The organism is Paraclostridium tenue (assembly GCF_039521565.1).
GTDB lineage: Bacteria > Bacillota > Clostridia > Peptostreptococcales > Peptostreptococcaceae > Paraclostridium > Paraclostridium tenue.
The window spans coordinates 38,977-63,536 of sequence record NZ_BAAACP010000008.1; the positions used below are offsets into that span (position 1 = coordinate 38,977).

29 protein-coding genes and 1 pseudogene are annotated in these 24,560 nt (G+C 25.6%); 20 read left to right on the forward strand and 10 right to left on the reverse strand.

Annotation, left to right across the window (positions count from 1 at the left end):
- Positions 1-37 precede the first annotated feature (37 nt).
- Both ABFX13_RS07785 and ABFX13_RS07790 read right to left on the reverse strand, forming a co-directional pair.
- Positions 38-172, reverse strand: a complete 135-nt coding sequence (locus ABFX13_RS07785) for a YvrJ family protein (protein ID WP_346044847.1) — start codon at positions 170-172, stop codon at positions 38-40.
- A gap of 395 nt (positions 173-567) precedes the next feature.
- Positions 568-1,056, reverse strand: coding sequence for a DUF2798 domain-containing protein (locus ABFX13_RS07790; RefSeq protein ID WP_346044619.1), 489 nt, complete (start codon positions 1,054-1,056; stop codon positions 568-570).
- Positions 1,057-1,221: 165 nt separating this feature from the next.
- Here ABFX13_RS07790 and ABFX13_RS07795 point away from each other — a divergent pair, with 165 nt between their 5' ends.
- Positions 1,222-1,596, forward strand: a complete 375-nt coding sequence (locus tag ABFX13_RS07795) for a MarR family winged helix-turn-helix transcriptional regulator (RefSeq protein ID WP_346044622.1) — start codon at positions 1,222-1,224, stop codon at positions 1,594-1,596.
- Between the two features lie 156 nt (positions 1,597-1,752).
- On the opposite strand, the gene ABFX13_RS14755 is transcribed toward ABFX13_RS07795, so the two are convergent.
- The gene (locus ABFX13_RS14755; protein ID WP_428833868.1) at positions 1,753-1,995 is read right to left on the reverse strand and encodes a YvrJ family protein; all 243 of its coding nucleotides are present in this window, start codon (positions 1,993-1,995) and stop codon (positions 1,753-1,755) included.
- A 235-nt stretch (positions 1,996-2,230) separates the two neighbouring features.
- Between ABFX13_RS14755 and ABFX13_RS07805 the strand changes: the two genes are divergently transcribed.
- A complete protein-coding gene (locus ABFX13_RS07805; protein ID WP_346044626.1) occupies positions 2,231-2,716 on the forward strand; it encodes a hypothetical protein in 486 nt (161 codons plus the stop codon).
- A gap of 78 nt (positions 2,717-2,794) precedes the next feature.
- Here ABFX13_RS07805 and ABFX13_RS07810 read toward each other — a convergent pair whose 3' ends face one another.
- The 3 genes from ABFX13_RS07810 to ABFX13_RS07820 all read right to left on the reverse strand — a co-directional run bounded on the left by ABFX13_RS07810 (position 2,795) and on the right by ABFX13_RS07820 (position 3,606).
- Entirely contained in the window at positions 2,795-2,947 is a 153-nt protein-coding gene (locus ABFX13_RS07810; protein ID WP_187005855.1) for a YvrJ family protein, read from the reverse strand.
- A 175-nt stretch (positions 2,948-3,122) separates the two neighbouring features.
- The gene (locus ABFX13_RS07815; protein ID WP_346044628.1) at positions 3,123-3,353 is read right to left on the reverse strand and encodes a DUF2922 domain-containing protein; all 231 of its coding nucleotides are present in this window, start codon (positions 3,351-3,353) and stop codon (positions 3,123-3,125) included.
- Between the two features lie 34 nt (positions 3,354-3,387).
- Entirely contained in the window at positions 3,388-3,606 is a 219-nt protein-coding gene (locus tag ABFX13_RS07820; RefSeq protein WP_147543679.1) for a DUF1659 domain-containing protein, read from the reverse strand.
- Positions 3,607-3,760: 154 nt separating this feature from the next.
- On the opposite strand from ABFX13_RS07820, the gene ABFX13_RS07825 reads away from it, so the two are divergent.
- The gene (locus ABFX13_RS07825; RefSeq protein ID WP_346044632.1) at positions 3,761-4,147 is read left to right on the forward strand and encodes a hypothetical protein; all 387 of its coding nucleotides are present in this window, start codon (positions 3,761-3,763) and stop codon (positions 4,145-4,147) included.
- Between the two features lie 126 nt (positions 4,148-4,273).
- On the opposite strand, the gene ABFX13_RS07830 is transcribed toward ABFX13_RS07825, so the two are convergent.
- A complete protein-coding gene (locus ABFX13_RS07830) occupies positions 4,274-4,795 on the reverse strand; it encodes an HD domain-containing protein (protein WP_346044634.1) in 522 nt (173 codons plus the stop codon).
- A gap of 227 nt (positions 4,796-5,022) precedes the next feature.
- On the opposite strand from ABFX13_RS07830, the gene ABFX13_RS07835 reads away from it, so the two are divergent.
- The 3 genes from ABFX13_RS07835 to ABFX13_RS07845 all read left to right on the forward strand — a co-directional run bounded on the left by ABFX13_RS07835 (position 5,023) and on the right by ABFX13_RS07845 (position 6,487).
- Complete coding sequence (locus ABFX13_RS07835) at positions 5,023-5,277, forward strand: Mor transcription activator family protein (protein WP_187005852.1); 255 nt, start codon at positions 5,023-5,025, stop codon at positions 5,275-5,277.
- Positions 5,278-5,833: 556 nt separating this feature from the next.
- Positions 5,834-6,151: a hypothetical protein gene (locus tag ABFX13_RS07840; RefSeq protein ID WP_346044638.1), complete on the forward strand. Its 318-nt coding sequence runs from the start codon at positions 5,834-5,836 to the stop codon at positions 6,149-6,151.
- Between the two features lie 135 nt (positions 6,152-6,286).
- Complete coding sequence (locus ABFX13_RS07845; protein WP_346044641.1) at positions 6,287-6,487, forward strand: cold-shock protein; 201 nt, start codon at positions 6,287-6,289, stop codon at positions 6,485-6,487.
- A 113-nt stretch (positions 6,488-6,600) separates the two neighbouring features.
- Here the strand turns inward: ABFX13_RS07845 and ABFX13_RS07850 are convergent, their stop codons facing one another.
- Positions 6,601-6,951 (reverse strand): MerR family transcriptional regulator, encoded by a 351-nt coding sequence (locus ABFX13_RS07850; RefSeq protein WP_346044643.1) that lies wholly within the window; start codon positions 6,949-6,951, stop codon positions 6,601-6,603.
- A gap of 278 nt (positions 6,952-7,229) precedes the next feature.
- On the opposite strand from ABFX13_RS07850, the gene ABFX13_RS07855 reads away from it, so the two are divergent.
- Complete coding sequence (locus tag ABFX13_RS07855) at positions 7,230-8,111, forward strand: hypothetical protein (protein WP_346044645.1); 882 nt, start codon at positions 7,230-7,232, stop codon at positions 8,109-8,111.
- 53 nt (positions 8,112-8,164) lie between these two features.
- On the opposite strand, the gene ABFX13_RS07860 is transcribed toward ABFX13_RS07855, so the two are convergent.
- Positions 8,165-8,704 carry a DUF3885 domain-containing protein gene (locus tag ABFX13_RS07860; RefSeq protein WP_346044647.1) on the reverse strand — a complete coding sequence of 180 codons (540 nt, stop codon included), beginning with the start codon at positions 8,702-8,704 and terminating at the stop codon, positions 8,165-8,167.
- A 182-nt stretch (positions 8,705-8,886) separates the two neighbouring features.
- Between ABFX13_RS07860 and ABFX13_RS07865 the strand changes: the two are divergent.
- From ABFX13_RS07865 to ABFX13_RS07900, 8 genes and pseudogenes are all read left to right on the forward strand, one after another.
- Positions 8,887-10,359, forward strand: a pseudogene (locus ABFX13_RS07865) ([FeFe] hydrogenase, group A); the annotation flags it as partial.
- Between the two features lie 18 nt (positions 10,360-10,377).
- Positions 10,378-10,947 carry a rubrerythrin gene (gene rbr, locus ABFX13_RS07870; RefSeq protein ID WP_346044849.1) on the forward strand — a complete coding sequence of 190 codons (570 nt, stop codon included), beginning with the start codon at positions 10,378-10,380 and terminating at the stop codon, positions 10,945-10,947.
- Between the two features lie 441 nt (positions 10,948-11,388).
- Positions 11,389-11,946 carry a GNAT family N-acetyltransferase gene (locus ABFX13_RS07875; protein WP_346044649.1) on the forward strand — a complete coding sequence of 186 codons (558 nt, stop codon included), beginning with the start codon at positions 11,389-11,391 and terminating at the stop codon, positions 11,944-11,946.
- A 32-nt stretch (positions 11,947-11,978) separates the two neighbouring features.
- Positions 11,979-12,443: a GNAT family N-acetyltransferase gene (locus tag ABFX13_RS07880; protein WP_346044651.1), complete on the forward strand. Its 465-nt coding sequence runs from the start codon at positions 11,979-11,981 to the stop codon at positions 12,441-12,443.
- A gap of 125 nt (positions 12,444-12,568) precedes the next feature.
- Complete coding sequence (locus ABFX13_RS07885; RefSeq protein ID WP_346044653.1) at positions 12,569-12,949, forward strand: DUF3796 domain-containing protein; 381 nt, start codon at positions 12,569-12,571, stop codon at positions 12,947-12,949.
- A gap of 5 nt (positions 12,950-12,954) precedes the next feature.
- A complete protein-coding gene (locus tag ABFX13_RS07890) occupies positions 12,955-13,158 on the forward strand; it encodes a helix-turn-helix transcriptional regulator (RefSeq protein ID WP_346044655.1) in 204 nt (67 codons plus the stop codon).
- A 234-nt stretch (positions 13,159-13,392) separates the two neighbouring features.
- On the forward strand, positions 13,393-13,815 hold the full coding sequence (locus ABFX13_RS07895) for a helix-turn-helix domain-containing protein (protein ID WP_346044656.1): 423 nt from the start codon (positions 13,393-13,395) through the stop codon (positions 13,813-13,815).
- Positions 13,816-13,893: 78 nt separating this feature from the next.
- Positions 13,894-14,460 carry a hypothetical protein gene (locus ABFX13_RS07900; protein ID WP_346044658.1) on the forward strand — a complete coding sequence of 189 codons (567 nt, stop codon included), beginning with the start codon at positions 13,894-13,896 and terminating at the stop codon, positions 14,458-14,460.
- Between the two features lie 213 nt (positions 14,461-14,673).
- Here ABFX13_RS07900 and ABFX13_RS07905 read toward each other — a convergent pair whose 3' ends face one another.
- Positions 14,674-16,140: an aminoacyl-histidine dipeptidase gene (locus tag ABFX13_RS07905; protein ID WP_346044661.1), complete on the reverse strand. Its 1,467-nt coding sequence runs from the start codon at positions 16,138-16,140 to the stop codon at positions 14,674-14,676.
- Between the two features lie 171 nt (positions 16,141-16,311).
- Here ABFX13_RS07905 and ABFX13_RS07910 point away from each other — a divergent pair, with 171 nt between their 5' ends.
- The 5 genes from ABFX13_RS07910 (at position 16,312) to ABFX13_RS07930 (ending at position 24,474) form a co-directional block, all read left to right on the forward strand.
- Positions 16,312-17,700, forward strand: a complete 1,389-nt coding sequence (locus ABFX13_RS07910) for a metallophosphoesterase (protein WP_346044662.1) — start codon at positions 16,312-16,314, stop codon at positions 17,698-17,700.
- An 818-nt stretch (positions 17,701-18,518) separates the two neighbouring features.
- Complete coding sequence (locus tag ABFX13_RS07915) at positions 18,519-21,815, forward strand: HD domain-containing protein (protein WP_346044664.1); 3,297 nt, start codon at positions 18,519-18,521, stop codon at positions 21,813-21,815.
- Between the two features lie 150 nt (positions 21,816-21,965).
- Positions 21,966-22,475, forward strand: coding sequence for a DUF4231 domain-containing protein (locus ABFX13_RS07920; protein WP_346044666.1), 510 nt, complete (start codon positions 21,966-21,968; stop codon positions 22,473-22,475).
- Positions 22,476-22,765: 290 nt separating this feature from the next.
- Positions 22,766-23,434, forward strand: a complete 669-nt coding sequence (locus tag ABFX13_RS07925) for a response regulator transcription factor (protein WP_346044668.1) — start codon at positions 22,766-22,768, stop codon at positions 23,432-23,434.
- Between the two features lie 2 nt (positions 23,435-23,436).
- A complete protein-coding gene (locus tag ABFX13_RS07930; protein WP_346044671.1) occupies positions 23,437-24,474 on the forward strand; it encodes a sensor histidine kinase in 1,038 nt (345 codons plus the stop codon).
- Positions 24,475-24,560 lie beyond the last annotated feature (86 nt).

Here is a 24,560-nt window from a genome sequence, read left to right on the forward strand (position 1 = left end):
TAAAAAACTACAATTAATAATTATTAATTGTAGTTTTTTATTTAATCTTCATAATATTGATATGCTTACTCAATTTATTAATACTATCATAAATCACCTGAGGATTCCCCTCAATCCTAATTAATAAGTACATACTAATAGCAATGGGAAAACCAACATTGGCAATAAGCATTTGAATCTCAGAACTTATAAAAATACCTCCTTTCACATAAAACAAACCATAAAACAAACCATAAAACAAAATTTCAAAGGATACACAAAAATTCTAGCAAGACAATATAAAATAACTAAAGCTCAAACAAGAAATATATTAAAATCAAAATAATAGAGGGTATAGTATTTCACTATATCTTCTTGACCAAATGATTATATTAAGATTAAACCATAAATAATAATTAACTTATAAATACAAACTTAAAATATATGACTATTTGTAACATTGATGTGATAAAAGCAAGTGATAGAGCATAAGTACGCTTTTATGCTAAACTAAAGTGAAATAAAAAAAATAATTCAAGTAAACTTAAAAAGGACTATAAATTTTAATTCACAGTCCTTCAAATACATCTAAATTTTTAAGCTAGTTGATGTTGTGTTTAAACTTTCTGGTGGGAATAACTTAAAAAATATTGTTCTCGCAGATGGTGAAACAATGAATAAATTCAATGGTATTGCAAATACAAAATTTTTAACTATATTACTACCATAAGCTGAAAGTAAGTGTTCATTAAAACCTACATTTACAACAGCTCCATAAAATGACATCCATAATACCATACCACACCCCATGAAAAAGGTCATACAAATAGCTTTCTTTTTAATAGAATCAGTAGGTTTAATTATTTTAGGCATTATTTTGTTTACAATTTTCCCAACTATAAAAACATCTCCTATTAGTGCAAATAAAAAGGCAGGGATAAATCCTAATATAGCATGTTTAAGCACATTAAAAGATAAACCTTCCATTAAAGCAATGTTGTAACAGCTCATTATAAATACCATTGATGTACATATCATTAAAATAAATATAAAATGTTCTACTTTATTTTTTCCCAAATCATTCATCTCCTTATAATAGATTGTAAACTTAGTTGACAAAAATTATTATAAGTTTTTTGAATGAAAATGTCAATTAGGTTGACAAAAATAATGATAATATTAAATTTATAATGTATAATATTCTTAATTGAATATAATATATTTTTAATATAGGAGAGAAAGATGAATTCATATCTAGATAATTTAAATTTAATAGATTTATTAAGTGAAAAACATGCTCAACTTCGTAAAATTGTTAGGGATAAATGGAGTGAAAATGCTGGAGAATATATTACAGATACAGAATCATATATTATAGCTTTACTTGAAAGAAAGCCTATGACAGCTTCACAACTTGCTAGAATAATTGATATATCTAGGCAAGGGGCACATAAAAATACTAAAAATTTAATTGCAAAAGGATATATAGAAATAGAAAATTGTGATAGCTCTTCAAGAGATAAAACACTTATACTAACTGAAAAAGGTGAAAAATTTTGTAAAGAAACTTTAGTTTTAAAAAATCAATTGAAGAAGTTATTGGTACTGAAAATTTAACAGTTTTAAAGTTATGTCTAAAAGAAACTTGGTTTTAATTACTTTCAAAAAAACTCCCTTATGATAGTCACACTAAAAATCATTGTAAAATATTTTTTAAGTGGATATCATAAGGGAGTATGCTATATTTAATTTTAAAATTTATACTTACACAAATTACTTAGTCTTTATAACATTAATATTTTTACTCAATTCATTAATACTATCACTAAGCACCTGAAGCTTTTCCTCAATCCTAATTAATAAATACATACTAATAGCAATAGGAAAACCAACATTGACAATAAGTATTTGAACATCAGAACTCACAAAAACACATATTTCCTTATCCTCACAAAAAAAGTGGCAAAGTAAATTGGCGAAGAAATTATATGGATTCTGACGCAACGTTAAAGCCACGCCTCACCGGCTTTACAGTGAAGGAAGAACCATATAATTTCAAGCTAACCCGAAGCCCCCTAACTAGCCACCAACTAACCCACAACTAAATCAAACTCAGTAAGCATTTGAAAAAACACCCTATAAACTACTTATAAATTTTATTTAATAAAGCTAATTACCATTGTTTGCAAAATATAGAAATGATACAATGTGAATAAATAGTAGGGGCTATTAAAAAGGGGGAGATTTATAGATGAATATTAAAAAAAATCATAAAATAGAGGATATTTCAAAGTATTTAATTGAAAATTTTAACGCCACAGAAATTACAATAGATGAATTTTTAACAAACAATCAAGACATAAGTGAAGATACCTTTGAAGATATTTCAAAAATTTTAAAAATAGAAGATGAAAATATTATTCAAAGTTTATTAAGTGAAAATGAAAAAGAAGAAATACAAATTACAATAGAACATTTAAATAAAATAGAAGAGGATTTAAAAGAAGATTGTTCTTCATATGTTAATAAAATAAGCACAGGCAAGCTAATAATTATAATTTTAGAAAGCAAAGATAAAACAACTTTATCTGGATTTACTATGGAAGGTGCTGGTCAAAAATTATTTGATTATTTAATGAGTTTAATTGATGAACCTATTGAAAAAACTTCTAACCCAATAGACGAATTAATAGAAGAATTAAGCCATTTTAGACCTTATGGAAAATACTTTAAGTAAAATAAAAAAGTGAGAGTATTACAAACATACACTCACTTTTTATATTTATACAAAAACTATCTCAAAACTTAAAATACACTACTTAGCTTTCATAACATTAATATTTTTACTCAATTCATTAATACTATCACTAAGAACCTGAAGCTTTCCCTCAATCCTAATTAATAAATACATACTAATAGCAATAGGAAAACCAACATTGGCAATAAGTGTTTGAATCTCAGAACTCATAAAAATACCTCCTTTCACAATCTCACAAAAAAAGTGGCAAAGCAAGATGGCGAAGGATTAGCGAAGAAATTATATGGAATCTGACGTAACGTTAAAGCCACGCCTCACCGGCTTTACAGTGAAGGAAGAACCATATAATTTCAAGCTAACCCGAAGCCCCCTAACTAGCCACCAATTAAGCCACAACTAAATCAAACTCAGTAGTATCAGTAACAACTATCTTAGCTTCAACAGCACGAACCAAACTAGAATCATAATGATTAAATATATCCTTAGAAACTATCAAGTCCATACAAGATTTTATCTCAGCTTCAGTTATATCCTCTCTAGGATCATCAACAGATATAGAAACACCTCTGCCTAAATCAGTCATAAAACTCATAACAAGTTTTTTCTTAACCTCCATAAAAACACCTCCTTTCAACTAAACTAAATACTAACTAATTCAAAATAGTATTATCTTGCTTTAAAATTTCAAGTTCATCATGAACCTGAAGGTTTATAATAGCCTTAGCAACATCTAACACATCTTGACTAGTAGCATCAGGACGAACGTTATTATAAGTTCTACTTTTTACAATAGTCTTACCATCATCATTAAGACCAGCATCTAACTTTATCTTTAAAGCTGATGGATTCTTAGTTTCAGAAACTGCCATTTAAATCACCTCCTTAACTTGTTAACATAAGTATAGAGGTGACATAGAAAAATCATCAAAAAAAGTATTTGAGAAAAAATATTACTAAAACTGCTATGAGAAACAATAAATATGGTAAAATTTTCTTATATAAAAAATAGGAGATGAGTATAAAATGAAATCTTATATGTTTCCATGTAATTTAGAAAAATATGATATTTTAGGAAGCTTTTTAAAAAATGGATTTGTAGACTATGGAACAGATTTAAAACTAGGGTTAGGAGATATTGTATATTTATACAACGGAGCACCTTATGGAGCTATATTTTTAAAATGTCAAGTAAGAGCAATATTAGAATATGAAGAAACTATTGATGATAATGAATTTAGCAAAGGGGAAGTAAAAAAGAGATCAAACTATGTAAGACTTACACCAATTAAAAATTATTTAAGTAAAATTGATAAGGTCTCTAGTAAAAAGCTTTCAGACAATGGTGTAAAAGGATATATGTTCCCAATAGAATTAACAGATGAAACAATTAAATATATAGAAAGTGTTTAGAAAAAATTAAAACGTATCACTTAATTGTGATACGTTTTAATTACTTGTCATATAGTAACTGTCATTTATTCTAAATAACTAAGATTCACTCTTTTGAGCTATTTTTTCTGTCGTTCTTTTGTCTATTTATTTTTTCAGCTCTTTTAAATAAGGAGAGAATCTCACCTTATCTGCACCATAAGTAAACTGTAAGTCATATTCTAGCGGAATCCAAGTACTAATATCCGCCTCGTTATGCTGAATGACTGCTTCTAAATTATCTAATGCTTTGTAAAGCTTTGCTTCATCAGTCTTACGTTCATTCATTTCCTTTAAAAGATCTGTGAACTCCTCACGATAAGGAGTAGGGAAAGTTGAAATCCATTTAAAAAACATCTCATCCTCTTTTTTACTATCTTCTTCTTTTTTCTCAAAAGTAGGAATATCACCAGTAAAGGCTTCTCCTAAATCATGAATTAAACACATACGAATTACCTTGTCCATATCAATATCTGGGAATTCATCACGCATTAATAATGCCATTAATGCAATACGCCAGCTATGTTCTGCCACACTTTCATGACGTCCGCTAGATGTACATGAGTGTCTAGTATTGCATTTTAGTTTTTCTGCTACTGTTAATATATCTAGAAATGTCGCTGTATTCACACCAAGTTCCTCCTAGAATTTTTATTTATGAAATATTATAACAAACATACTTATAAATTCATATTTATCTATATGATATCTAAAATTTATTTAATTAGCATTATATAAAAGTTTAAAACTTTGATTATAAAAAATATTTAATTATTATAAAAGGTAACCTTTGAGCCAACTAGCCACACCACTTCTTTTAAAATAGCTAATATAATTAAATAAAAGGAGTGAAAAAAATGATTGAAAAAATAACTATAAAAGAAATACCCCAAAACAATCAAGATTTAGCTCAACTAATAGGAATAGAAAACTTTAAAAAACTAGTAAAATACATGGGAGGAAGTTCCATATACATACCAAAAGAACAAACCTTAATCCTAAGCTTAAGAAATAAAAATATAAAAAAAGAATTTAATGGAGATATAAAAATTTTATCTAGAAAATATCAAATAAGCCAATCACAAATAAGAAACATACTAAAAGAAAAATAATAGAAGGTATAGTGATTTACTATACCCTCTTAAACAGTACATTTAAAACATAAATAATAAAATAACAAAAGTGATTTATAATAAAATGACTAAATTTCAAAAAAATAAACAAAATATATTATAATAATACATCTTTTGAGGTGATAAAATGAGTATCTCCAAATTAATTTTATTAATTTTCGCTGTTTTATTAGGTGGGTATAATGTATATACTCTTTATAAAAAAGATCAAGAGTAAAATATCTATACTTTAGATGTATTTGTTTATATTGTATAAAAAAAAATAGTGTATCTGCCGAAATTAATGTATTTCATAAGATACACTATTTTTTATTTTATATTTCTATAAAAATATTTCCCCTAAAGCGCTTGATAATAGAATAGTTATTTTTTCATTGATTATTTTTATATAGTAAATAAACGATTTAGTCCAAAATAAATACATTTTAGTCCACTTTTAAGATTTTTTTAAATCTATAAGTTAAAATAAATAATAGATTTTTCAACCCATATAAGTTTTAAAAAATTTATAAAGCATTTAAAAAGGAGTTTTATTATGACATTTTTTAGTTTATTGATTAACTGGGGACAGACTTTATTAATAGGTATTCCTTCACTAATTATCATCTATTTATTAGCTGGAAAGAAACCTATATCAAAATCAAAAGTAAAAGAACGAGAATTTTTAATTCGCAGTAATTCAGTATCACAAAGTTGGATTGCTCTTATGATTACAATGATATTTGGAACATTTTATGATTTTTACAATGGTACAAATGTTGAAATTTTAAAATATTCTTCACTAATGTATTTGTTAACAGGAATAATTGTATATGCTATTTCTTATATTTTAAATCGAAGAAGGTTTATTTAAGTGATATATAGAGCATTTAAAAGAAATTAAAATAAAAAGCTATCTATTATTAATAATATGTGCTATAATAATATTTGTAGCGATACACAAATAAATTAAGAGAGACCTAGAAATAGGTTCATAGGAGTATTTTTAATGATAAATGGAACAGTAAAATGGTTTAACAATGAAAAAGGATTTGGTTTTATATCAGTAGAAGGTGGAGATGACGTATTCGTACATTTTTCAGCTATACAAACTGAGGGGTTTAAATCATTAGAAGAAGGTCAACAAGTAAACTTTAATATAGTTAAAGGTGCTAGAGGTCCTCAAGCAGAGAATGTAACTATATTATAATATATATATATATGTTCGGAAAAAAGACACATCGTGTGTCTTTTTTTTTATGCTAATTAATAATTTGTATATTATATTTTATAAATATAGTATGATATTATAAATTATTAATTTTATTCATTTTTATTTATATTTATTTGAGCTGATTCAGCCCATTTATATAAGGCATGTCTATAAAAAACAATTTTATTACCTATTTTAATATAAGGAATATCAGTGTTATCATCATCTATTATTTTTTGCAAGTCATCTTTTGGTATATTTAAATGTACTGCAGCTTCTCCTATGCTCATAGATATAAAGTCATTAGAATTATTGTTAGTCATATTAGCTAAATCAGAAATACTATTTGATAATTGATGTATACTATCTTCAATGCCTCCAAACATAGTAGAAGTGCAAACCCCAACAATTATAGCAATTAATATTGCTTTAAATACTAATCCTTCATTATTATTTTTCATAAATCCCCCTTATTTTATTAAAATATTAATTTTAAAACATATAACGATTGAAAACGTTAATTATATTATATACAACACTCCAAAATTTTCCAATTATAAAATACTCTCATATATCTGAAGTTAAATACATTGTTTTAAGTTAATTCAATAAATCTATTTTTAATTAACTTTAGTTTGTATGAATATTAAAAAAATTCTATAAAAACATTCATTTTAAGGCAAAGTAATATTAATAATATGGTATTATTTAACTATAATGTGTAGATTTGGGGGAGATTATGAAGAAAGAGATATTTAAAAGAGAAGATGTAAAATTAGGGGTTACATTGATAATTCTAGGGGGGATATTTGATTTATTTATAGAATCTGGTATGGACATAGCAATTTTGATAATGTTTTCATATATAGGTCACAAATACATTGAGGAAAGTAAAAACGAAGAACTATATAAAAATTATGAATTTATAGATGAAGAAAAATACAAAAATGGATTAAAGAAATTTGCTATATTTGTAGATATATATGTAGTAATTAGGATAGTCAGTATCATTTTAAGTAAATATAATAGCTACACTACAATGGAATCTATATTAATTTTTACTTTATTAATACCTTATGAAAAATATTTATCTAAAAAGTACGTTAAATGTATTCACAATAAAGACGAAAATATTAAGAGAGTATTTATAAAATACAAATTTATAACAATAATTTTGTGTATAGCATTTATGATTTTTACTGTAGCATTTTTTAAAGATATAAATGAAGGAAAAGAAAAAGGATTTGTTAAAGTCTTTAATTATGAATATAGATTAACTTTAAAAAACAATAAAAGAGAAGTTTTAACAAAATCAAATTCTATAAAATCAAAAGCTATTGAAAATAATAAAAATGAAAAATACTTTGATACATATATAAATAAAGCTAAAAGATGGATAGACTTTAAAGTTTTAAAAGTATATTCTTATTTTGGAATGGGATTTATGTTTTTAATGATTCTAATTCAAAATATAAAATACAAAACTGAATATGAAGTAATTTCAACTATGCAAATGGTTTTTATAACTGGATTTATAATATTTTCTATGATTGGAATTAGTGATATTCACAGTAATATTGAAAATGATTTATTAACTTATATGAGTGAAAATATACATTAGAAAGTAAAAAGGAAAACTAACTTATTTAAAAGATAGTTTTCCTTTTTTTATATTTAACTTTTTATTTTAGATATGAAATTTTCATCATTAGAAAAAACATCAATACCCTTATCATCATATAAAAAGAAAATATTTTTACTTTTATTATCCATAATAAAAACAGAGCAATCTAAAACTGTATCTTCACCGATATCAGAAAGAATTATTTTTTCAAAAAGTAATTTAACATCTATTTTATTAGTATTCCAAACATATCTTGTTCCATTGAATTTTTCACCATCATCATTCCATTTAAAATAGTAAACAGAGCATTTAGATGAATCTAAACAACTTTCTATAAACTCTTTTTCACCTTTATTATAACTGCTGTATGTGTCTTCAAATAAAACTGTTAAATCATTTGAAAATTCACATTTTTTCCATAAATCGTATGAACGTTTAACACATAAATCTACATATTCAGGTCTACAAATAGATTTACCATTATCATAAATTTCATAATAAGGAGATTGACCTTCAGCTAAATAAAATGAAATACGAGTTTTAGTTTTATTTAGATGTTCAATAATTAAATCGTTTTTATATAAATCCATTAAATTTTCACCCTTTACTAAAATTTAAATTATAATATACAATCATTTAAACTCTTATTCAATTCTAACATTATTTATATTAGGAGATTAACCATAAATTTCCAGGGTATAAGTATATATGTTCAGATAGTTATACAGATATATTTGAACATATAATATAAATTTTTAAGAAAGGATTAAAAATGAGTAAACATCTATCAACTAACATTAGAGTTGCAATTGAAAAGGATAACCCTTCAATTTGTAGAGATGAAGAAAAGTGCATACAGTGTGGTATGTGTAAAAAAATTTGCACGGATTACATAGGTGTAAATGGAAATTATTCATTAGAAGATACGAATGATATTGCTGTATGCATTAATTGTGGTCAGTGTGCAAATGTTTGCCCTCAGTCGAGTATTACAGAAGTTTATGACTACAAAAAAGTTGAATCTGTAATAAATAGTAAGGACAAAATAGTTATATTTACCACATCACCAGCTGTTAGAGTATCACTTGGAGAAGAATTCAACATAAAAGATGGTAGTTTTGTTGAAGGTAAGATGGTAGCTTTACTTCGAAAGTTAGGTGCTAATTATGTTCTTGATACTAATTTTGCAGCAGACTTAACAATAGTTGAGGAAGCAAGTGAACTAATAGAACGTATAACTTCTAAAAATAAGCCGTTACCACAGTTTACTAGTTGTTGTCCTGCATGGGTAAAATATGCTGAAACGTTTCATCCTGATATGCTAGATCATATTTCAACTTCAAAGAGTCCAATTGGAATGCAAGGGCCAACTATAAAAACATATTTTGCAAAGAAGATGGGCATAGATCCATCAAAAATTGTAAATGTAGCTTTAACTCCTTGTACTGCAAAGAAATTTGAAATTAAAAGAGATGAAATGAATGCATCTGGAAAATATTACAATGCAGATGAGATGCGTGATATGGACTATGTCATAACTACAAGAGAGTTAGCTATTTGGGCAAAAGAACATAATATTGATTTAAATGATTTAGAAGATAGTAATTATGATAACTTAATGGGAAAATCTTCAGGAGCTGGTGTAATATTTGCCAATACAGGTGGAGTTATGGAAGCAGCACTTAGAACAGCATATACATATATAACAAAAGAAGAGCCTACAACATTATTTTATGATTTAGAAACTGTAAGAGGCATGGAGGGAACTCGTGAAGCAACTTTAAAAATTAAGGGAATGGAGATTAATGTTGCTGTTGTTTATGGAACTAAAAATGCATCTAAGTTTATTGAAAAAATTAAACATGGAAATAAACAATATCATTTTGTTGAAGTGATGACTTGCCCTGGAGGATGTATCGGTGGAGGTGGACAACCAAAAGATACTCAATTTAAAGGCAATACGCTTAGACAAAAGCGTATAGAGGGACTTTATAAAAGAGATTCGGAAATGAAAGTTCGATTAAGTCATGAAAATAAAGAAATAAAAACACTTTACAAAGAATTTTATGGTAAGCCATTAAGTAATCTTGCACAAAAAATGTTACATACAACTTATTTTGATAAAAGTAAAGACTTAGGAGGTAGTAAAATGAGTACATCAGTAAAATATCGTTGTTCAGTTTGTGGTTATATACATGAAGGGGAATTACCAGAAGGATTTATCTGTCCAGTATGTAAAAACCCTGCTTCAGTATTTGTAAAAATAGAAGAACAAACAACACAAAGTAGTGAATCAGCTACAAAATATAAAGGAACTAAAACAGAAAAGAATTTAATGGAAGCTTTAGCAGGAGAATCAATTGCTAGAAATAAATATACATTCTTTGCAGAAGTAGCTAAAAATGAAGGATATGAGCAAATATATGAAATATTCTTAAAAACAGCAGGAAATGAAAGAGAGCATTCTAAATTATGGTTTAAAGAACTTGGAAAACTAGGAGATACAAATCAAAATCTTCTTCATGGTGCAGAAGGAGAACATTATGAATGGACAGATATGTATGCTAGATTTGCAAAAGATGCTGAGGAAGAAGGGTTCTTCGATTTAGCAGAAAAATTCATACAAGTTGGAAAAATAGAAAAATCACATGAAGAAAGATATCGTAAACTTTTAAATAATGTTGAAATGAAAGCTGTATTTGAAAAATCAGAAGAAACAATGTGGGAATGTTTAAATTGTGGGCACCTTGTTATGGGTAAAAAAGCTCCAGAAGTATGTCCTGTATGTATGTATTCTCAAGGATTTTTTGAAGTTAGAGCAGAAAATTATTAATTAAAATAATGACACTGTTGAATTAAGATCAAACTTTGTTCACTGGTTTCATTATTTTAACTTGGATTAAAAATTAATACTCAATAAAAATAATATAACTAGTACAAAATCTAGTTATATTATTTTTATGTTATTTGAAAAATCAAATAAATATTAAAATCTATATATACTAATTTTCTAACTTTGCATATTTGTAAAATTATCAAAATTATATTGTCTAGTTTACACCTGAAATTCCTATTAAGCACACCTCTAATCAACCTAAAACACCTATGATTAAAAACCCCTCTATTATTCAAAAATATATTTTTTGCTAAATACTTATTTTATAGAGATTATTTTAAACTAAAATTAGAGGAAATTAAAATTACAAAGTAAATTGTATATAAAGTGATAAATTATAGAATTTGTAATTATAAACAAAGGGGGGAATCACTTTATATGATAAAACACCTAGGAACTAAAACAATAGATACAGATAGACTTATTTTAAGAAGATTTGAAATAAGTGATGCTAATGATATGTTTAAAAATTGGGCATCAGATGCTGAAGTTTCTAAATTTTTATCATGGGATTCACATAAAGACGTTATGGTTACTAAATCACTTTTAGATTATTGGATTAGTGAATATAGTGATGATAAAACTTATCATTGGGCTATTGAACTTAAAGAACTTAAAGAAGTTATTGGGGATATTAAGGCATATAATTTAAAGGATAAGCGTTCTTCTTGCGAAGTAGGTTATTGTTTATCAAGACAGTTTTGGAATAGAGGTATTATGAGTGAAGCATTAAATTCAGTTATTAGGTATTTATTCGAGGAAATAAACTTAAATAGAATTGTAGCTATGCATAATACCGAAAATATTGCTTCAGGTAAAGTAATGATAAAAAATAATATGAAGTATAAAGGGACTTTAAAACAAGTAGGCAAGTTAAATGGTAATTTCTATGATTTAAATCTTTACTCAATTTTAAAATCTGAATGGAAGTCTTAATTATCAAATGTTAATTATTTTAGGAGGATATAATGAATTTAAAACCAGTTAAGTTTACTGAAGAATTGGCTAAGGAAATAACTACTTGGAGGTATGAAGGAGAGTATGAGATATATAATTTGCCTTCATGGGATGAAATTATAAATAAGCAAATTTCTTTGTGTAAGAAAGAAAAAAGAAAAAATTTTATTGGATATTTGAATGAAGAAAAGAATTTAATTGGATTTGTAAATTTAGTAGATGAAGGTGATTCTGTATTTTTGGGAATAGGTGTTAAACCTGAATATTGTGGTGTTGGAATAGGAAAGCAAATAATTAAGATGGCTTTAGATGAATGTAGTAAAAGATATGAAAATAAACCAATTATTTTAGAGGTTAGAAGTTGGAATAAAAGAGCTATTAAATGTTATGAATCTCAAGGTTTTAAAATAGTTAATATTAAAAAACAGGAAACCTATGCTGGGTTTGGTGAATTTTTTGTTATGAAGTATGAATAAAAGTAATTTAAATTTTAAAATATTATTATTAAAGATTATCAATCTTTTTAGTCATAGAATTTACTTTAACGTAATATATTTATCACAAAAGGATACAAATATATCACGTTAAGGAGAGGTTATTTATGAAAAAAGGAAACTCAAATAAATATTTAGTTCTATTCGCATTATTCGGTTTTTTTGGATTTCGAGGATTTGCAGGTATAGATGGAGATCCTTCTGATTTATTATGGTTTGCTTCTTTGGGAAGTTTTTCTTATATTTGGTGGGCTAAATTGGACCAATTTGAGGATGAACGTTTAAAGTTTAATAAATATAAGGCTGGTTCAATATCTTTTAGAATATGTATTCTACTAACATTTACATTAAGTGTATTAAGTTTTTTACAACCAAATTTAACATTTGAGTTATTTTGCAGATCACTATTATTAATAGTAGCATTAACTTTTGCGGCATCTGTCAATCTATGGGCATTTTTAACTTATAGATTTGATATGAAATCATAAAAACTATGACAAATTTTACTAGCAATTTAAAAAAATATCGTCAGTTAAAGGAATTAACACAAGAAGAACTGGCTACTAAGGTTAATGTTAGAAGGGAAACTATTGCTCGTTTAGAAAATGCTAAGTACAATCCTTCACTTGAATTAGCAGTTAAAATATCAAGGGAACTTGATACACCAATAGAAACTTTGTTTATATTTAATTTTTAAATTAGATTTTCATAAACAGAATATGTAATTATACATTTCACAATTTTAATAAATAACTGTGCTCTAGTACTTATATATATTGAATCACTAGAGTACAGTTATTTTTATTTAAAATTCAACTGATGGTTAAAAAAACTAAACTATTACTTAACTAAAGTTCCATTGTCTAGATATTTACAAATATATATAATTTAAAATATAAGATAAAAATCTATAAATTCAAAAGGAGATAGTATGAAATTGCATATTGGGGAAGTTATATATAAATTAAGAAAAGAAAAAGGTGTAACACAAGAGGTTTTTGCCAACACAGTAGGAGTATCTGTAGCAGCTGTATCAAAATGGGAAAATGAAAATTCCTATCCAGATATAACTATGCTACCTTCAATAGCTAGATTTTTTAATACTACAATAGATAAGCTTTTAAGCTATGAAATAGAAATCTCTAATGAAGAAGTTATGGAACTTGTAAAAAAATGTTCAACTATATTTGAGAAAGATAGTGTTGAAAATGCAATAAAGGCTTGCGAAGATTATATAAGACTGTATCCAAATAATATGTTTTTAAAGTTTAGAATAGGTTCTTTATATATGATGTCTTTAGCTAGTGCCACTAACGAAGATGAAGCAAATATTATGATTAATAAGGCTATATAATTACTAGAAACATCTTCTAAAAGTGATATACAGGAAATAAGTGAAACTTCAAAGTATATATTAAGCTCTTTATATACTATGAATAAGCAAGAAGATAAGGCAGAAGAAGTTTTGTTGAGTTTACCTAAGGTGAATATGGATAGAGAAGATATGTTGATTGGATTATATATTAATCAAGGTAAATATGATAAAGCAAAAAAGAGTTTAAGAGATTTGACATATAAAAAAATAAGTAATCTAATAACTTCTTTAGATTGGTATGTTAGTATAGCTTACAAGGAAGATAATATATCAAAAGTTAAGGATATTTTAGACCTTAAAGATAAACTTATAGAAATATTTGACTTAGAAGATGTGTATGGAACTAGTAGAAATTTAATGTTTGCTGATTTGTATGCAAAAGAAAAAAACATAGAAAAGACTTTAGATTATATTGAAAATATTGTAGAAAATTTAAATAAAGATTATAACTTTAATAATCATTTACTATTTGATGGAATAGAGTTATTCAAAGGAGTTCAGTCTAAAGGATATCTTGTATTAAGTCTAAAAAAGCTACTAATAAATGATGAGAGATATGAATTCATAAAGGAAAATGAAAGATATAAAAATATAGTTAAAAATTTAGAATGCATAAGTCTGTAATAATATATGTTTTGGTACATATCTAGATTATTATGAGAAGACTAGGGATTTAATTTATATAAAAATAAATAATGCAACAGTATTTGCATTTGAAGAAAATGATAAAAAAGTCGTGTTATAAGCACGACCTTTTTATCTACTTAAAAGCATCAACACCAACGAGATATTTAAAAAGATACAGTTATTGCCTGAGAAATAAACATTTTCATGATACTAATTATTTTGGATTTTAAAAATATTTTCCAATAAATCTATTAAAAATATATAAAATCTTTCTACTGACTCTATATCAATATGTTCATTAATTGTATGAACATCAAATATATTAGGACCAAAACTTATTATCTCAACATCACTTGGTAATTTTTCTTTAAATACTCCACACTCCAACCCAGCATGCAATGCATTTACTATAGGATTTATATTAAATAATTTTTTATATATTTCTACGCTTAAATCTTTTATTTTTGAATTTGAATTATATGCCCACTCTGGGTATTCTGCATATTTGTTAGTTTCAAATCCCATAATTTCACTTATAATTTCAATTTTATTTATAATTTCATATAATTTACTTCTTAATGAACTTCTTAAATCCATTTTAAACTCTATTTTATTACTTTCTGTTTTTATTATTCCTAAATTTATACTACTTTCAACCAATCCATCAATATCTTCACTCATTGTTTGTATTCCATCTGGAAGTAATACTAAAAAATCTATTACTTTATTTGTTATTTCTTTAGTAAATTGATTTTTTTTATTTTCAAAAGTTATTTCATCTATATTTATAAATAAATTTTCAGATTTATATTCATTCATAAATGTTTCTTTAATTTTTAGGCATTTTTCTTTAACAATATTTTTGTCACATTCACTTATACTGATTATAGAACAACAAACGTTTGGTATAGAATTATATTTATCGCCTCCGTCAATTGAAATTATATTAATATCAATTTCTTTTTTTAATTCAAATAGTAATCTTGCCATTAATTTATTTGCATTTGCTCTTTTTCTATCAGCTTGTATTCCTGAGTGTCCTCCCAATAATCCTCCAATTTCTATTTTATATGTAGGATTTTTAATTTCTTCAAACTCTAATAATAATTCTGAGTCCATTAAAATTCCACCAGCACATCCTAATGTAAATACTCCTTCTTCTTCTGAGTCAATATTTAAAAGAATTTTACCTTCTAATAAATTTGTATCTAAATTTTGTGCTCCATTCATAGTTGTTTCTTCTTCAGTAGTAAAAACAAATTCTAATTTAGGATGTTTTATATCATCTGAATCTAATATTGCTAATCCGTATGCAATAGCGATTCCATTATCTCCACCTAGTGTTGTATTATTTGCATATAAATACTTATTATCTACTAATTTTAATTCCAAAGGATCACTTGTAAAATCATGATTACTATCATTTGATTTTACACATACCATATCCATATGACCTTGAATTATGACAGGTGGCAAATCTTCATATCCCTTTGTTGCATCTTTTTTTATTATTATATTAAAAGAACTATCTTGTATTACGTCTAAATTCCTATCTTTAGCAAATTTTAAAAGATAATTACTTATATTTTTTTCATTTCCAGAATTACGCGGTATCATTGATATTTGTTTAAAGAAATAAAATACTTTTTCAGATTTTAAGTTTTTAATTAGCTCCATTATTATTCCCTCCAATTTGATAATCCTTAGTTAAGTTTATACTAACATTAAATGAAAAAGTTTTAAATAGTGACTCAATTAATATAAAAAATTTCTAAAATATATTGTAGAAAGAAAAATAACCTGCTACATTTTAATTATCAAAAGATAATATAAAGGGGAATGTTGGGGATGGGAATTAAAAAAATTATACCTATGATAATAGTATCGCTATCAATAGGTATATTAACAGGATGCACAGAAACAAAAACAAAAAGTACACAAATAAATGTACTTGCAACAACAGACTTACATGGGTCCGTTCCATATAACATGGCACAGAACATAAGAAAAGAAAGAGAAAATGATCCAAACATATCATTAGTAGATGCAGGAGATTTTTTTGATAGTGATAGTGGTGGAGCTATGGATAAATATTTTAGTGATAGGCGTAGTAAGAAGCAAACTGAAATCGTTACGTTTGAAAATAAGTATGTAGAGTTTCCACTAGCAAATGATATGAATGAAGTAGGCTATGATGCAGTAGTACTTGGGAATCATGAATTTGTATCAAATAATAAATTTCATTTAGATAATATGATATCTGACTTTGAAAAAAATAATATAGATGTATTATCAGCAAATACTTATAAACAAAATGGTGAAAGCTACACAAAACCATATATTATAAAACAAATAGACACTGAATATGGACAAGTTAAGTTAGGTATATTAGGGCTTACTATAAAAGAAGTCAATGAGGGTGAACCTGGAGACGAAAAACGAGACTTAAAAGATATAGAGAGTTATGCTGGAAAGTTATATATGAATGACTTAGTTGAAGATGCCAAGAAATGGACAAAGATAATGAAAGAAAAAGAAAATCCAGATATAATAGTTGCGGTAGCACATAGTGGAGAAAAACCCAAAAAGCCTAAACATCCAGGTAATAGAATACAAGAATTGGCACAAGAATTAGATGGAATAGATGCAATAGTTGCAGGTCATACTCATACAGCTTTTGAACAACATGACTATAAAAATAAAAGTGGTGAAAATGTAATAGTAACACAGCCTGGAAAACATGGAGAATGTATATCTAAAATAACTTTTGAATTAGAAAAAGATAAAGAAAAGTGGAGAGTAAAAGACAAGTATGTTAAGCTAACAGAGTTCGAAAAAGATAAAAGTTATGATTATGCAGGTGAACTAGTGTATAAAATTGCAGATATAAAGAGGGGAACAAAAGAGATAAATTTAAAAGAAATAACTCCATTTGAATGGGATAGGGCATATGTATTTGACAAAAACACGACAATAGAAGAAATATATAAAAATGTAGGATATAAGTGGAAAAGTTTAGCCCAGCAGGAAAAAGGATATGAACCTCAAATGGTATTTATGAAAGATGAAAAAGTTGTATCTTATTTAATTGGAGATAAAGATAAAATAGGGATTAGTATGAAGTTTGATAAATCAAATTATAAAGATGGTATTATAGAAATTGAGCCCAATAAGAATGATAAGTTTAGTGTTAAAAAAGGACAAGAAGATTTTGAAACTCATTTAACTTATATATAGAAATAAATAGACAATTGTAATAATGAAAAAAATGTATATATTTCACTAACAATGAACTATATGAACTTGAATTACATGAAGGAAAAATACTAAATTAAATCCATTCACTAAAAATTAAACCTACAGACAATTTGATTGCGTATGATAAGAAGGATAAAATGCTAGATAATCTTATTAAATATGAAAATAGTATAAATCGTGTGAAAGAAGACCAGTTTGCAATAGATTATGTTAAAAGTAACTGATAATTCTTTTGATGAAAATTACTATAATATAAAAATTGAAACAGCCTATACAAAGGAACAGTTTAAATTTGTAAAGGATTACTAAAATAATGAGCATTGATAGATGATGCTCTTTTTAGTGTTAAAAAAGTATCGATTTATTTGACGATTATTTTTTATAATATATTAAAAAACGTTATAACACAATGAATAGACGGTATTTTAATGATATTATTTTAAAACTTATTGAAAATACTACTATAATTTTGTTTTGCAATTTATTAAGTTTGTGTGGTTGAATTTTGTTTTAACTTAGAATTAATAATTTTGATAGAAAACTAATATTCAAAAACTAGACTAGGTTAGTTTGAATATTTAATTTGATTACTATATTTTGTAGTAATTTTTAAAACAGACTATATATAAATTACAGATTTGATATTTTATAGCTATTATAAATATGCTGTTAGTATTGTTTTTAACTTAGATAGATGTTAAAAATTTGAATGAAAAAGATAGATACATGTCGTATAATATATTATGGAAATAAATGTAAATTTATTAAAAATATATAAAAATCTAAGAGGTGTAGTTATGAATGAGAGATATAAGGGAAATGAAACTTATTGGAGCGAATATTCATTAGTAGAACATTTAAAGAATACATGTAGCAAAGATGAAAAATATAAAAATTTATATGCAGTATGGACGCTAGACCAAGAAACACACGCTAGAGCTTTATCTGCTATTTATTATAATTTCCCTCATTATAGTATGCATGGAGAAAGTCATTCATTAAGTATTATAAATAAAATAGAAATGTTATTAGGTGAAGATAGAATAAGATCACTTAGTCCAACAGATACATTTTTAATATTAGAAAGTGCATATTTACATGATATAGGAATGATAGTTTCACAAAAAGAGCTATTAGAAGAATGGAAAAAACCAAGCTTTGAACGTTTTTTGAAAAATTTAGAAGAAAATAATTCTGATGTATATATAGTTGAAGCAGCTAAATATTTACTTGAAATGCAAAAAAGCGAAACCCCTTTTAAGGATAATGATTGGCCAGTTAAAGTAAGACGTTATGTTACGGCAATAAGTTCTGAATATTATAGAGGAAAACATAGTGTCAGAAGTGCGGACTTTATAAAAGAAGGGTCTAGTATTGGGTTAAATTCTAATTATAACAAGTTAATACCAAATAGATTAATTGTATTATTACAAAAAATTGCTATATCTCATGGAACTAACTTTGAAGATAGTTTTAATGAATTAGAACAATTTGACAATGGTATTGGAACCGATGTCATTCATCCTAGATTTATAGCTAGTTTACTAAGATTAGGAGATTTACTTGATTTAGATGATGGAAGGTTTAATGAGGTATTTGAAAAAGTTGAGTATTTTCCAGATTCATCTAAAGCACATAAAGAAAAACATAAATCTATTACACTATTTTTAGTATCTCCTGAAAAAATACAAGTATCTGCAGTATGTAAAGATCCAAATTCATATAGAGAAACGAGAGCGTGGTTTGACTGGCTTAAAGAAGAAGTGAAAAATTTAAGTAGTAGATGGTCTGATATTGTGCCTAAAGGGTTTAAAGGAGGGCCTCCAAGTTTAGGGAATATAAAACTAACTATGGAAGGTTCAGAAAATATAAAAGAGCAATTAGATTTACAATCTAATATAGATCCCCAAAGAGCATTTGAGTTAATTGAAGGACAAGGTATATATTCAGATAAACTTATTTTTATAAGAGAATTAATACAAAATGCAATGGATGCAACAAAGATTCAAATGTGGAAAGATATAAGGTATGGTAAGTATGATGGTGTTAGTCAAGATTTACTAGGGATAGATGAAGTTAGGTTAAAAGAAATAAAAAATAAGAAAGACTTTGAATTCCCAAGTGATCTTCCAGAAAAAATAAAAAGATATTATCCTATAAATATTTCTATCGATTATGATGAAGATAAAGAGGAACTTGAATTTACTATAGAAGATAGAGGGTGTGGAATAAATATAAATGATTTAAAACGCATGGAAAAGGTTGGAGGTAGTTGGAATCAAGATAGGGAATTGATCAAACTTATAGATGAAATGCCTGAATTTTTACAACCAACAGGTAATTTTGGAATAGGATTACATTCAGTTTTTTTAGTAACCGATGAATTGGAAATAAAAACAAAATCGGAAGATGATATAGGATATGATTTAACTTTTGTATCTAGAAGAAAAAATGGATATATAACTGTTAAGGAATATAAAGAAAAAAAGATAATAGGAACTAAAATAACTTTGAGAATAAAAGGTAAAGCCAAAATAGGAGATTGTATAAATTCAATTGATATTGATTGTCTAAGTAAAATTTATGATATTCAAAAAAATTTTGATATTTTTGAAAAAAATTTAGATAAACAGTTAGTGGATAGCCAGATTGTTCTTTATACAGAAGAAACACTTGATAATATGCAAATGCTTGATATATATATAAATAAAAATAGGTATAGCAAACATGAGATAAATCCAAGTGAAATGGATAATAATACATACATAGATCAGAAAATAGATGAATATGCTACTTTTAAAAAAAGAAGTACAAAACTAATGGATATAGAAATAAGTGATAAAAAAGAAGGTATAAAAGTAATAGTACAAGGGCTAGATGAGGAACAGGGGTATCATAGGTACGATGATACTTTTAATTTTAAAGGTATATATTGTAAAGAGCCGAGACAGTTTGGATTAAGATTTTTTTGTTATAACATAAGTATATATAAAGGTAAAACTAAAGATATATTGGGAGTATCTAGAGATTGTATAAATAAAGAGAAATTAAAAAATATAAGAAATCGAATAGAACTAGAATTGATGCCTGAAATAATGAAAAAATTAGGCGAAAGTATATGTTGCTTAGACTCATTAGATAAACTAGATGAATTAGGAAATAAAAAAATATCAATGTTTTTATTTGCATATAAAAAATATACAGGGGATTATTTAGAATTTAAAAATATTGATATCTCCAAAAAAATTATTATGGGGGAACTACATAAAATAGTGGATGATGAAAAAATAAAGAGTGAAAAAATATGCTATAAGGAGCTAATTAATATTAAGAAGATTATATGCATTGAAACTAGATATGTAATTAATTCATTAAATCATGATGAGATTTACGATATAAGTAAAGAAAAGTATAGTGATATTAATTATATATGTTCGAAATATAACTATGAATTCGATCGTGAATTATATTTACATATAAAACAAAACTTTTGTATACATACAATTTTAGAATTTGTTGAAGATAAAGTTATAATATTAAGGGTGAGAAATAATCAAAATTTTATAAATTTTTCAGAAAAAAAATATAGAGAGAGATACATGAAATCAATTATTAACCTTAATTCAAGACATCTTATACCTCCAATAAAATCTATTAAAAGTAATGCTTATAAAATATTATATGTAAATATACATAAGAATAAATTGTCAATAAATCATATAGGTGATGTACCGGTAAAATATGATAAATTTATCATATCACCTTTATACAATGTACCAGAAGGTTATTTTTTAGAAAGAGATATTGATTATATTATAGAATTCTTAAAAAGATACAGATTTTTCAATGAATTAATAGATTGTGTAGCTGAAAACTCATTAGAAAAAGAAAATTACATAGGGAAGGATATAAAAGCAGACATTGAAAATGCATATAGAGAATTTATACAAGAATGTATAGACGCTGTAAAAAGTTGTGAAATTGAAGATGAAGAAATTAATACTGAAAAAATCGAATGTGAGAATATAATAGAATCAGAGAAAGATATTTCTGGTGAAGAGGTGGCTTTAACAGTAGGAACTGTTGAAGTATAGTGATAAATAGATATTTGACATATATTTATAATGTTTGTATCATTCAAATATTATAATTTAAAATTTATTAAAGTAGTTACACTATATTTAACTTAGATGTGTAGCTACTTTTATTGTTAAAAAATTGAATAAATTAATAGGGAGTATGAAATGATCCAGAAAAAAGGTAGAAATAATTTAGGAAAAGAACTTGAATCATTAGTAATTTATACAGAAGAAATAGAAACAAAGATAATTAAAGATAGGTTAGAACATTTACTAGATTGGTATGTTAGGAAGTCTATTTTTTATAAAAGAATGTTTTATATATTAAGTATAATTTCAATATTTATAAATGCATTAATTCCTGTATTAGCACAGTTAACATGGCAAGAAAAAGATATAATAATATCAGGTATGTCAGCGGGTGCAGGTATTATTACTAGTATACTAACTTTATTTACAGCTAAAGAAACTTGGTTTAGATATAGAGATCATGTTGAATTAATAAAGCAGGAATGTGTAAGATGTATTTCTAAATCTGGAGATTATAAAAAGATTGAGAAAAAAGAAGATAGAGAATGCGCACTTATAGAAAATGTAGAGTCTATAATAAGTGCTGAAAGAGCTTTATGGGGAAAACTGAAATTTAATCAAACTGAAGATTCTCATGATGCATAATAATTTTAAAACCATAGACTTAATTGATTGCATTTAGTCTTAACTTAAAATTTATATATTATTTGCATATTCAGCGGTTGTATTTTAACCAAAATTGTTAATAGAGGTTATAGAGAGATAAATGCTTTGACTGAGTTTATAAAAAATGCTAAAATATAAAAATTTTAGAGGGTATCGTATTTCACGATACCCTTTTTTGCTTTAAATTAAGATGCTAATATTTAAAAACTTTGGATAAAATACTTTTTTATATATAATATAAGTAACAGAATTTCAAGGGGAGATTATTTATGGAAAAAATTATTATTATAGAAGATGAAGAAAAAATAAGAAATGAATTAAAATGCTTTTTAACTAATTATGATTATGAAGTTATTACCATTTCAGATTTTGAAAATGTAGTAGACGAAGTTTTAAGTTTAGAAGCTCATCTAATTTTATTAGATATAAACCTTCCTGTATGTGATGGTTATTACTTATGCAGAAAAATCAGAGAAAAATCAGATATTCCAATAATTGTAGTTACAAGTAGAGATACGGAAATGGATGAATTAATGAGTATGAACTTAGGTGCTGATGATTTTGTAACAAAACCATACAACACACAAATTTTGCTTGCACGCATAAATTCACTTTTAAAAAGAACTTATAAAAAAACTAATCCAGAAATTATTAAATACAAAAACTTAGAACTAGATTTATCTAAAAATAGTGCAAGCTTTGAAAATCAAGAAGTAGAGCTTACTAAAAATGAGTTTAGAATACTAAATTGTCTTATTAAAAATGAAGGAAAGATAGTTTCAAGAGGAGATTTAATGGATTATTTATGGGACTTAGATTTATTCATAGATGATAATACTCTTACTGTTAATATAAATAGACTTAGAAAAAAATTAAGTGAAATTGGATGTAGTGGATACATAGAAACTAAAAGGGGGAGAGGCTATATAATGCCGTAACTATGAATATAAAAGATTATTTAAAAGATAGAAGCTTAGCTATATTATTAAATTTTATATTTTTTGCTTTTGTAATTTTTATACTAAAGGCATCTCAAGTTGAAAGAGTAACAATAATTTTTACAACAATGCTTTGGATAGCTTTAAGTGGTATAGAATTTTTTTATGGATATTTTAAAAAGAAAAGTTACTACGATCAAGTAATAAATTCTTTAAAGGAACTAGACAAAAAATATTTACTACCAGTAGTTATAAAAAGACCATCTTTTTGTGAAGGAAAAATTTTATATGATGTACTTAGCATTACAGATAAATCTATGAATGAAGAAGTCAATAAATATAAATTTAATCAAGAAGAATACAGAGAATACCTGGATTTATGGGTACATGAAATAAAAACTCCAATAGCAGCTAGTAAGCTAGTTATAGAAAACAATAAAAATGAACATACCTTAAGTATTTTAGAAGAAATTGAAAAAGTAGAAAATTTTATAGAACAAGCTCTTTATTATTCAAAGTCCAATGAAGTTGAAATAGATTACATAATAAAAGAAACAGATTTAAGAAAGTGTATAAACAATACTATCAAAAGAAATAAAAAATTAATTAGAGAAAAAAGAATTTGTATAGATATAGAAGACTTTAGAGAGACAGTTTACTGTGATGGAAAATGGATGGAGTTTATACTAAATCAAATTATAGTAAATTCTATAAAATACATAGGAGATAAAACTATAAATAAAAAGCTAGAAAAAGAACTTCCAAAGATAACTATATACACAAAGCTTAAAGATAATAGTCTAGAATTATACATAAAGGACAATGGGATTGGAATAGATAAGAAGGATTTAAATAAAGTTTTTAACAAAGGATTTACAGGTATTAACGGAAGAAAACTAAAAAAATCAACAGGAATGGGACTTTATATATCAAAACGATTAGCCCAAAAAATGTATTTAGGATTAGATATATACTCTGAGGTTAATGAAGAAACTACAGTAAAAATAACATTTCCAAAAAGTAATATGATTCAAATATAAATAACCTTACATTATCGTAAGATAGTCGTAAGGTTATCTTATTAATTAAATCCTCTAAAGACTATAAAATAAAGTTATAAATTAAA

Coding starts and splice junctions, on each gene's coding strand:
- ABFX13_RS07785 (WP_346044847.1), bottom strand. CDS start 172: ATGCTTATTGCCAATGTTGGTTTTCCCATTGCTATTAGTATGTACTTA.
- ABFX13_RS07795 (WP_346044622.1), top strand. CDS start 1,222: ATGAATTCATATCTAGATAATTTAAATTTAATAGATTTATTAAGTGAA.
- ABFX13_RS07805 (WP_346044626.1), top strand. CDS start 2,231: ATGAATATTAAAAAAAATCATAAAATAGAGGATATTTCAAAGTATTTA.
- ABFX13_RS07810 (WP_187005855.1), bottom strand. CDS start 2,947: ATGAGTTCTGAGATTCAAACACTTATTGCCAATGTTGGTTTTCCTATT.
- ABFX13_RS07815 (WP_346044628.1), bottom strand. CDS start 3,353: ATGGAGGTTAAGAAAAAACTTGTTATGAGTTTTATGACTGATTTAGGC.
- ABFX13_RS07820 (WP_147543679.1), bottom strand. CDS start 3,606: ATGGCAGTTTCTGAAACTAAGAATCCATCAGCTTTAAAGATAAAGTTA.
- ABFX13_RS07825 (WP_346044632.1), top strand. CDS start 3,761: ATGAAATCTTATATGTTTCCATGTAATTTAGAAAAATATGATATTTTA.
- ABFX13_RS07835 (WP_187005852.1), top strand. CDS start 5,023: ATGATTGAAAAAATAACTATAAAAGAAATACCCCAAAACAATCAAGAT.
- ABFX13_RS07840 (WP_346044638.1), top strand. CDS start 5,834: ATGACATTTTTTAGTTTATTGATTAACTGGGGACAGACTTTATTAATA.
- ABFX13_RS07845 (WP_346044641.1), top strand. CDS start 6,287: ATGATAAATGGAACAGTAAAATGGTTTAACAATGAAAAAGGATTTGGT.
- ABFX13_RS07850 (WP_346044643.1), bottom strand. CDS start 6,951: ATGAAAAATAATAATGAAGGATTAGTATTTAAAGCAATATTAATTGCT.
- ABFX13_RS07855 (WP_346044645.1), top strand. CDS start 7,230: ATGAAGAAAGAGATATTTAAAAGAGAAGATGTAAAATTAGGGGTTACA.
- ABFX13_RS07860 (WP_346044647.1), bottom strand. CDS start 8,704: ATGGATTTATATAAAAACGATTTAATTATTGAACATCTAAATAAAACT.
- ABFX13_RS07875 (WP_346044649.1), top strand. CDS start 11,389: ATGATAAAACACCTAGGAACTAAAACAATAGATACAGATAGACTTATT.
- ABFX13_RS07880 (WP_346044651.1), top strand. CDS start 11,979: ATGAATTTAAAACCAGTTAAGTTTACTGAAGAATTGGCTAAGGAAATA.
- ABFX13_RS07885 (WP_346044653.1), top strand. CDS start 12,569: ATGAAAAAAGGAAACTCAAATAAATATTTAGTTCTATTCGCATTATTC.
- ABFX13_RS07890 (WP_346044655.1), top strand. CDS start 12,955: ATGACAAATTTTACTAGCAATTTAAAAAAATATCGTCAGTTAAAGGAA.
- ABFX13_RS07895 (WP_346044656.1), top strand. CDS start 13,393: ATGAAATTGCATATTGGGGAAGTTATATATAAATTAAGAAAAGAAAAA.
- ABFX13_RS07900 (WP_346044658.1), top strand. CDS start 13,894: ATGAATAAGCAAGAAGATAAGGCAGAAGAAGTTTTGTTGAGTTTACCT.
- ABFX13_RS07905 (WP_346044661.1), bottom strand. CDS start 16,140: ATGGAGCTAATTAAAAACTTAAAATCTGAAAAAGTATTTTATTTCTTT.
- ABFX13_RS07910 (WP_346044662.1), top strand. CDS start 16,312: ATGGGAATTAAAAAAATTATACCTATGATAATAGTATCGCTATCAATA.
- ABFX13_RS07915 (WP_346044664.1), top strand. CDS start 18,519: ATGAATGAGAGATATAAGGGAAATGAAACTTATTGGAGCGAATATTCA.
- ABFX13_RS07920 (WP_346044666.1), top strand. CDS start 21,966: ATGATCCAGAAAAAAGGTAGAAATAATTTAGGAAAAGAACTTGAATCA.
- ABFX13_RS07925 (WP_346044668.1), top strand. CDS start 22,766: ATGGAAAAAATTATTATTATAGAAGATGAAGAAAAAATAAGAAATGAA.
- ABFX13_RS07930 (WP_346044671.1), top strand. CDS start 23,437: ATGAATATAAAAGATTATTTAAAAGATAGAAGCTTAGCTATATTATTA.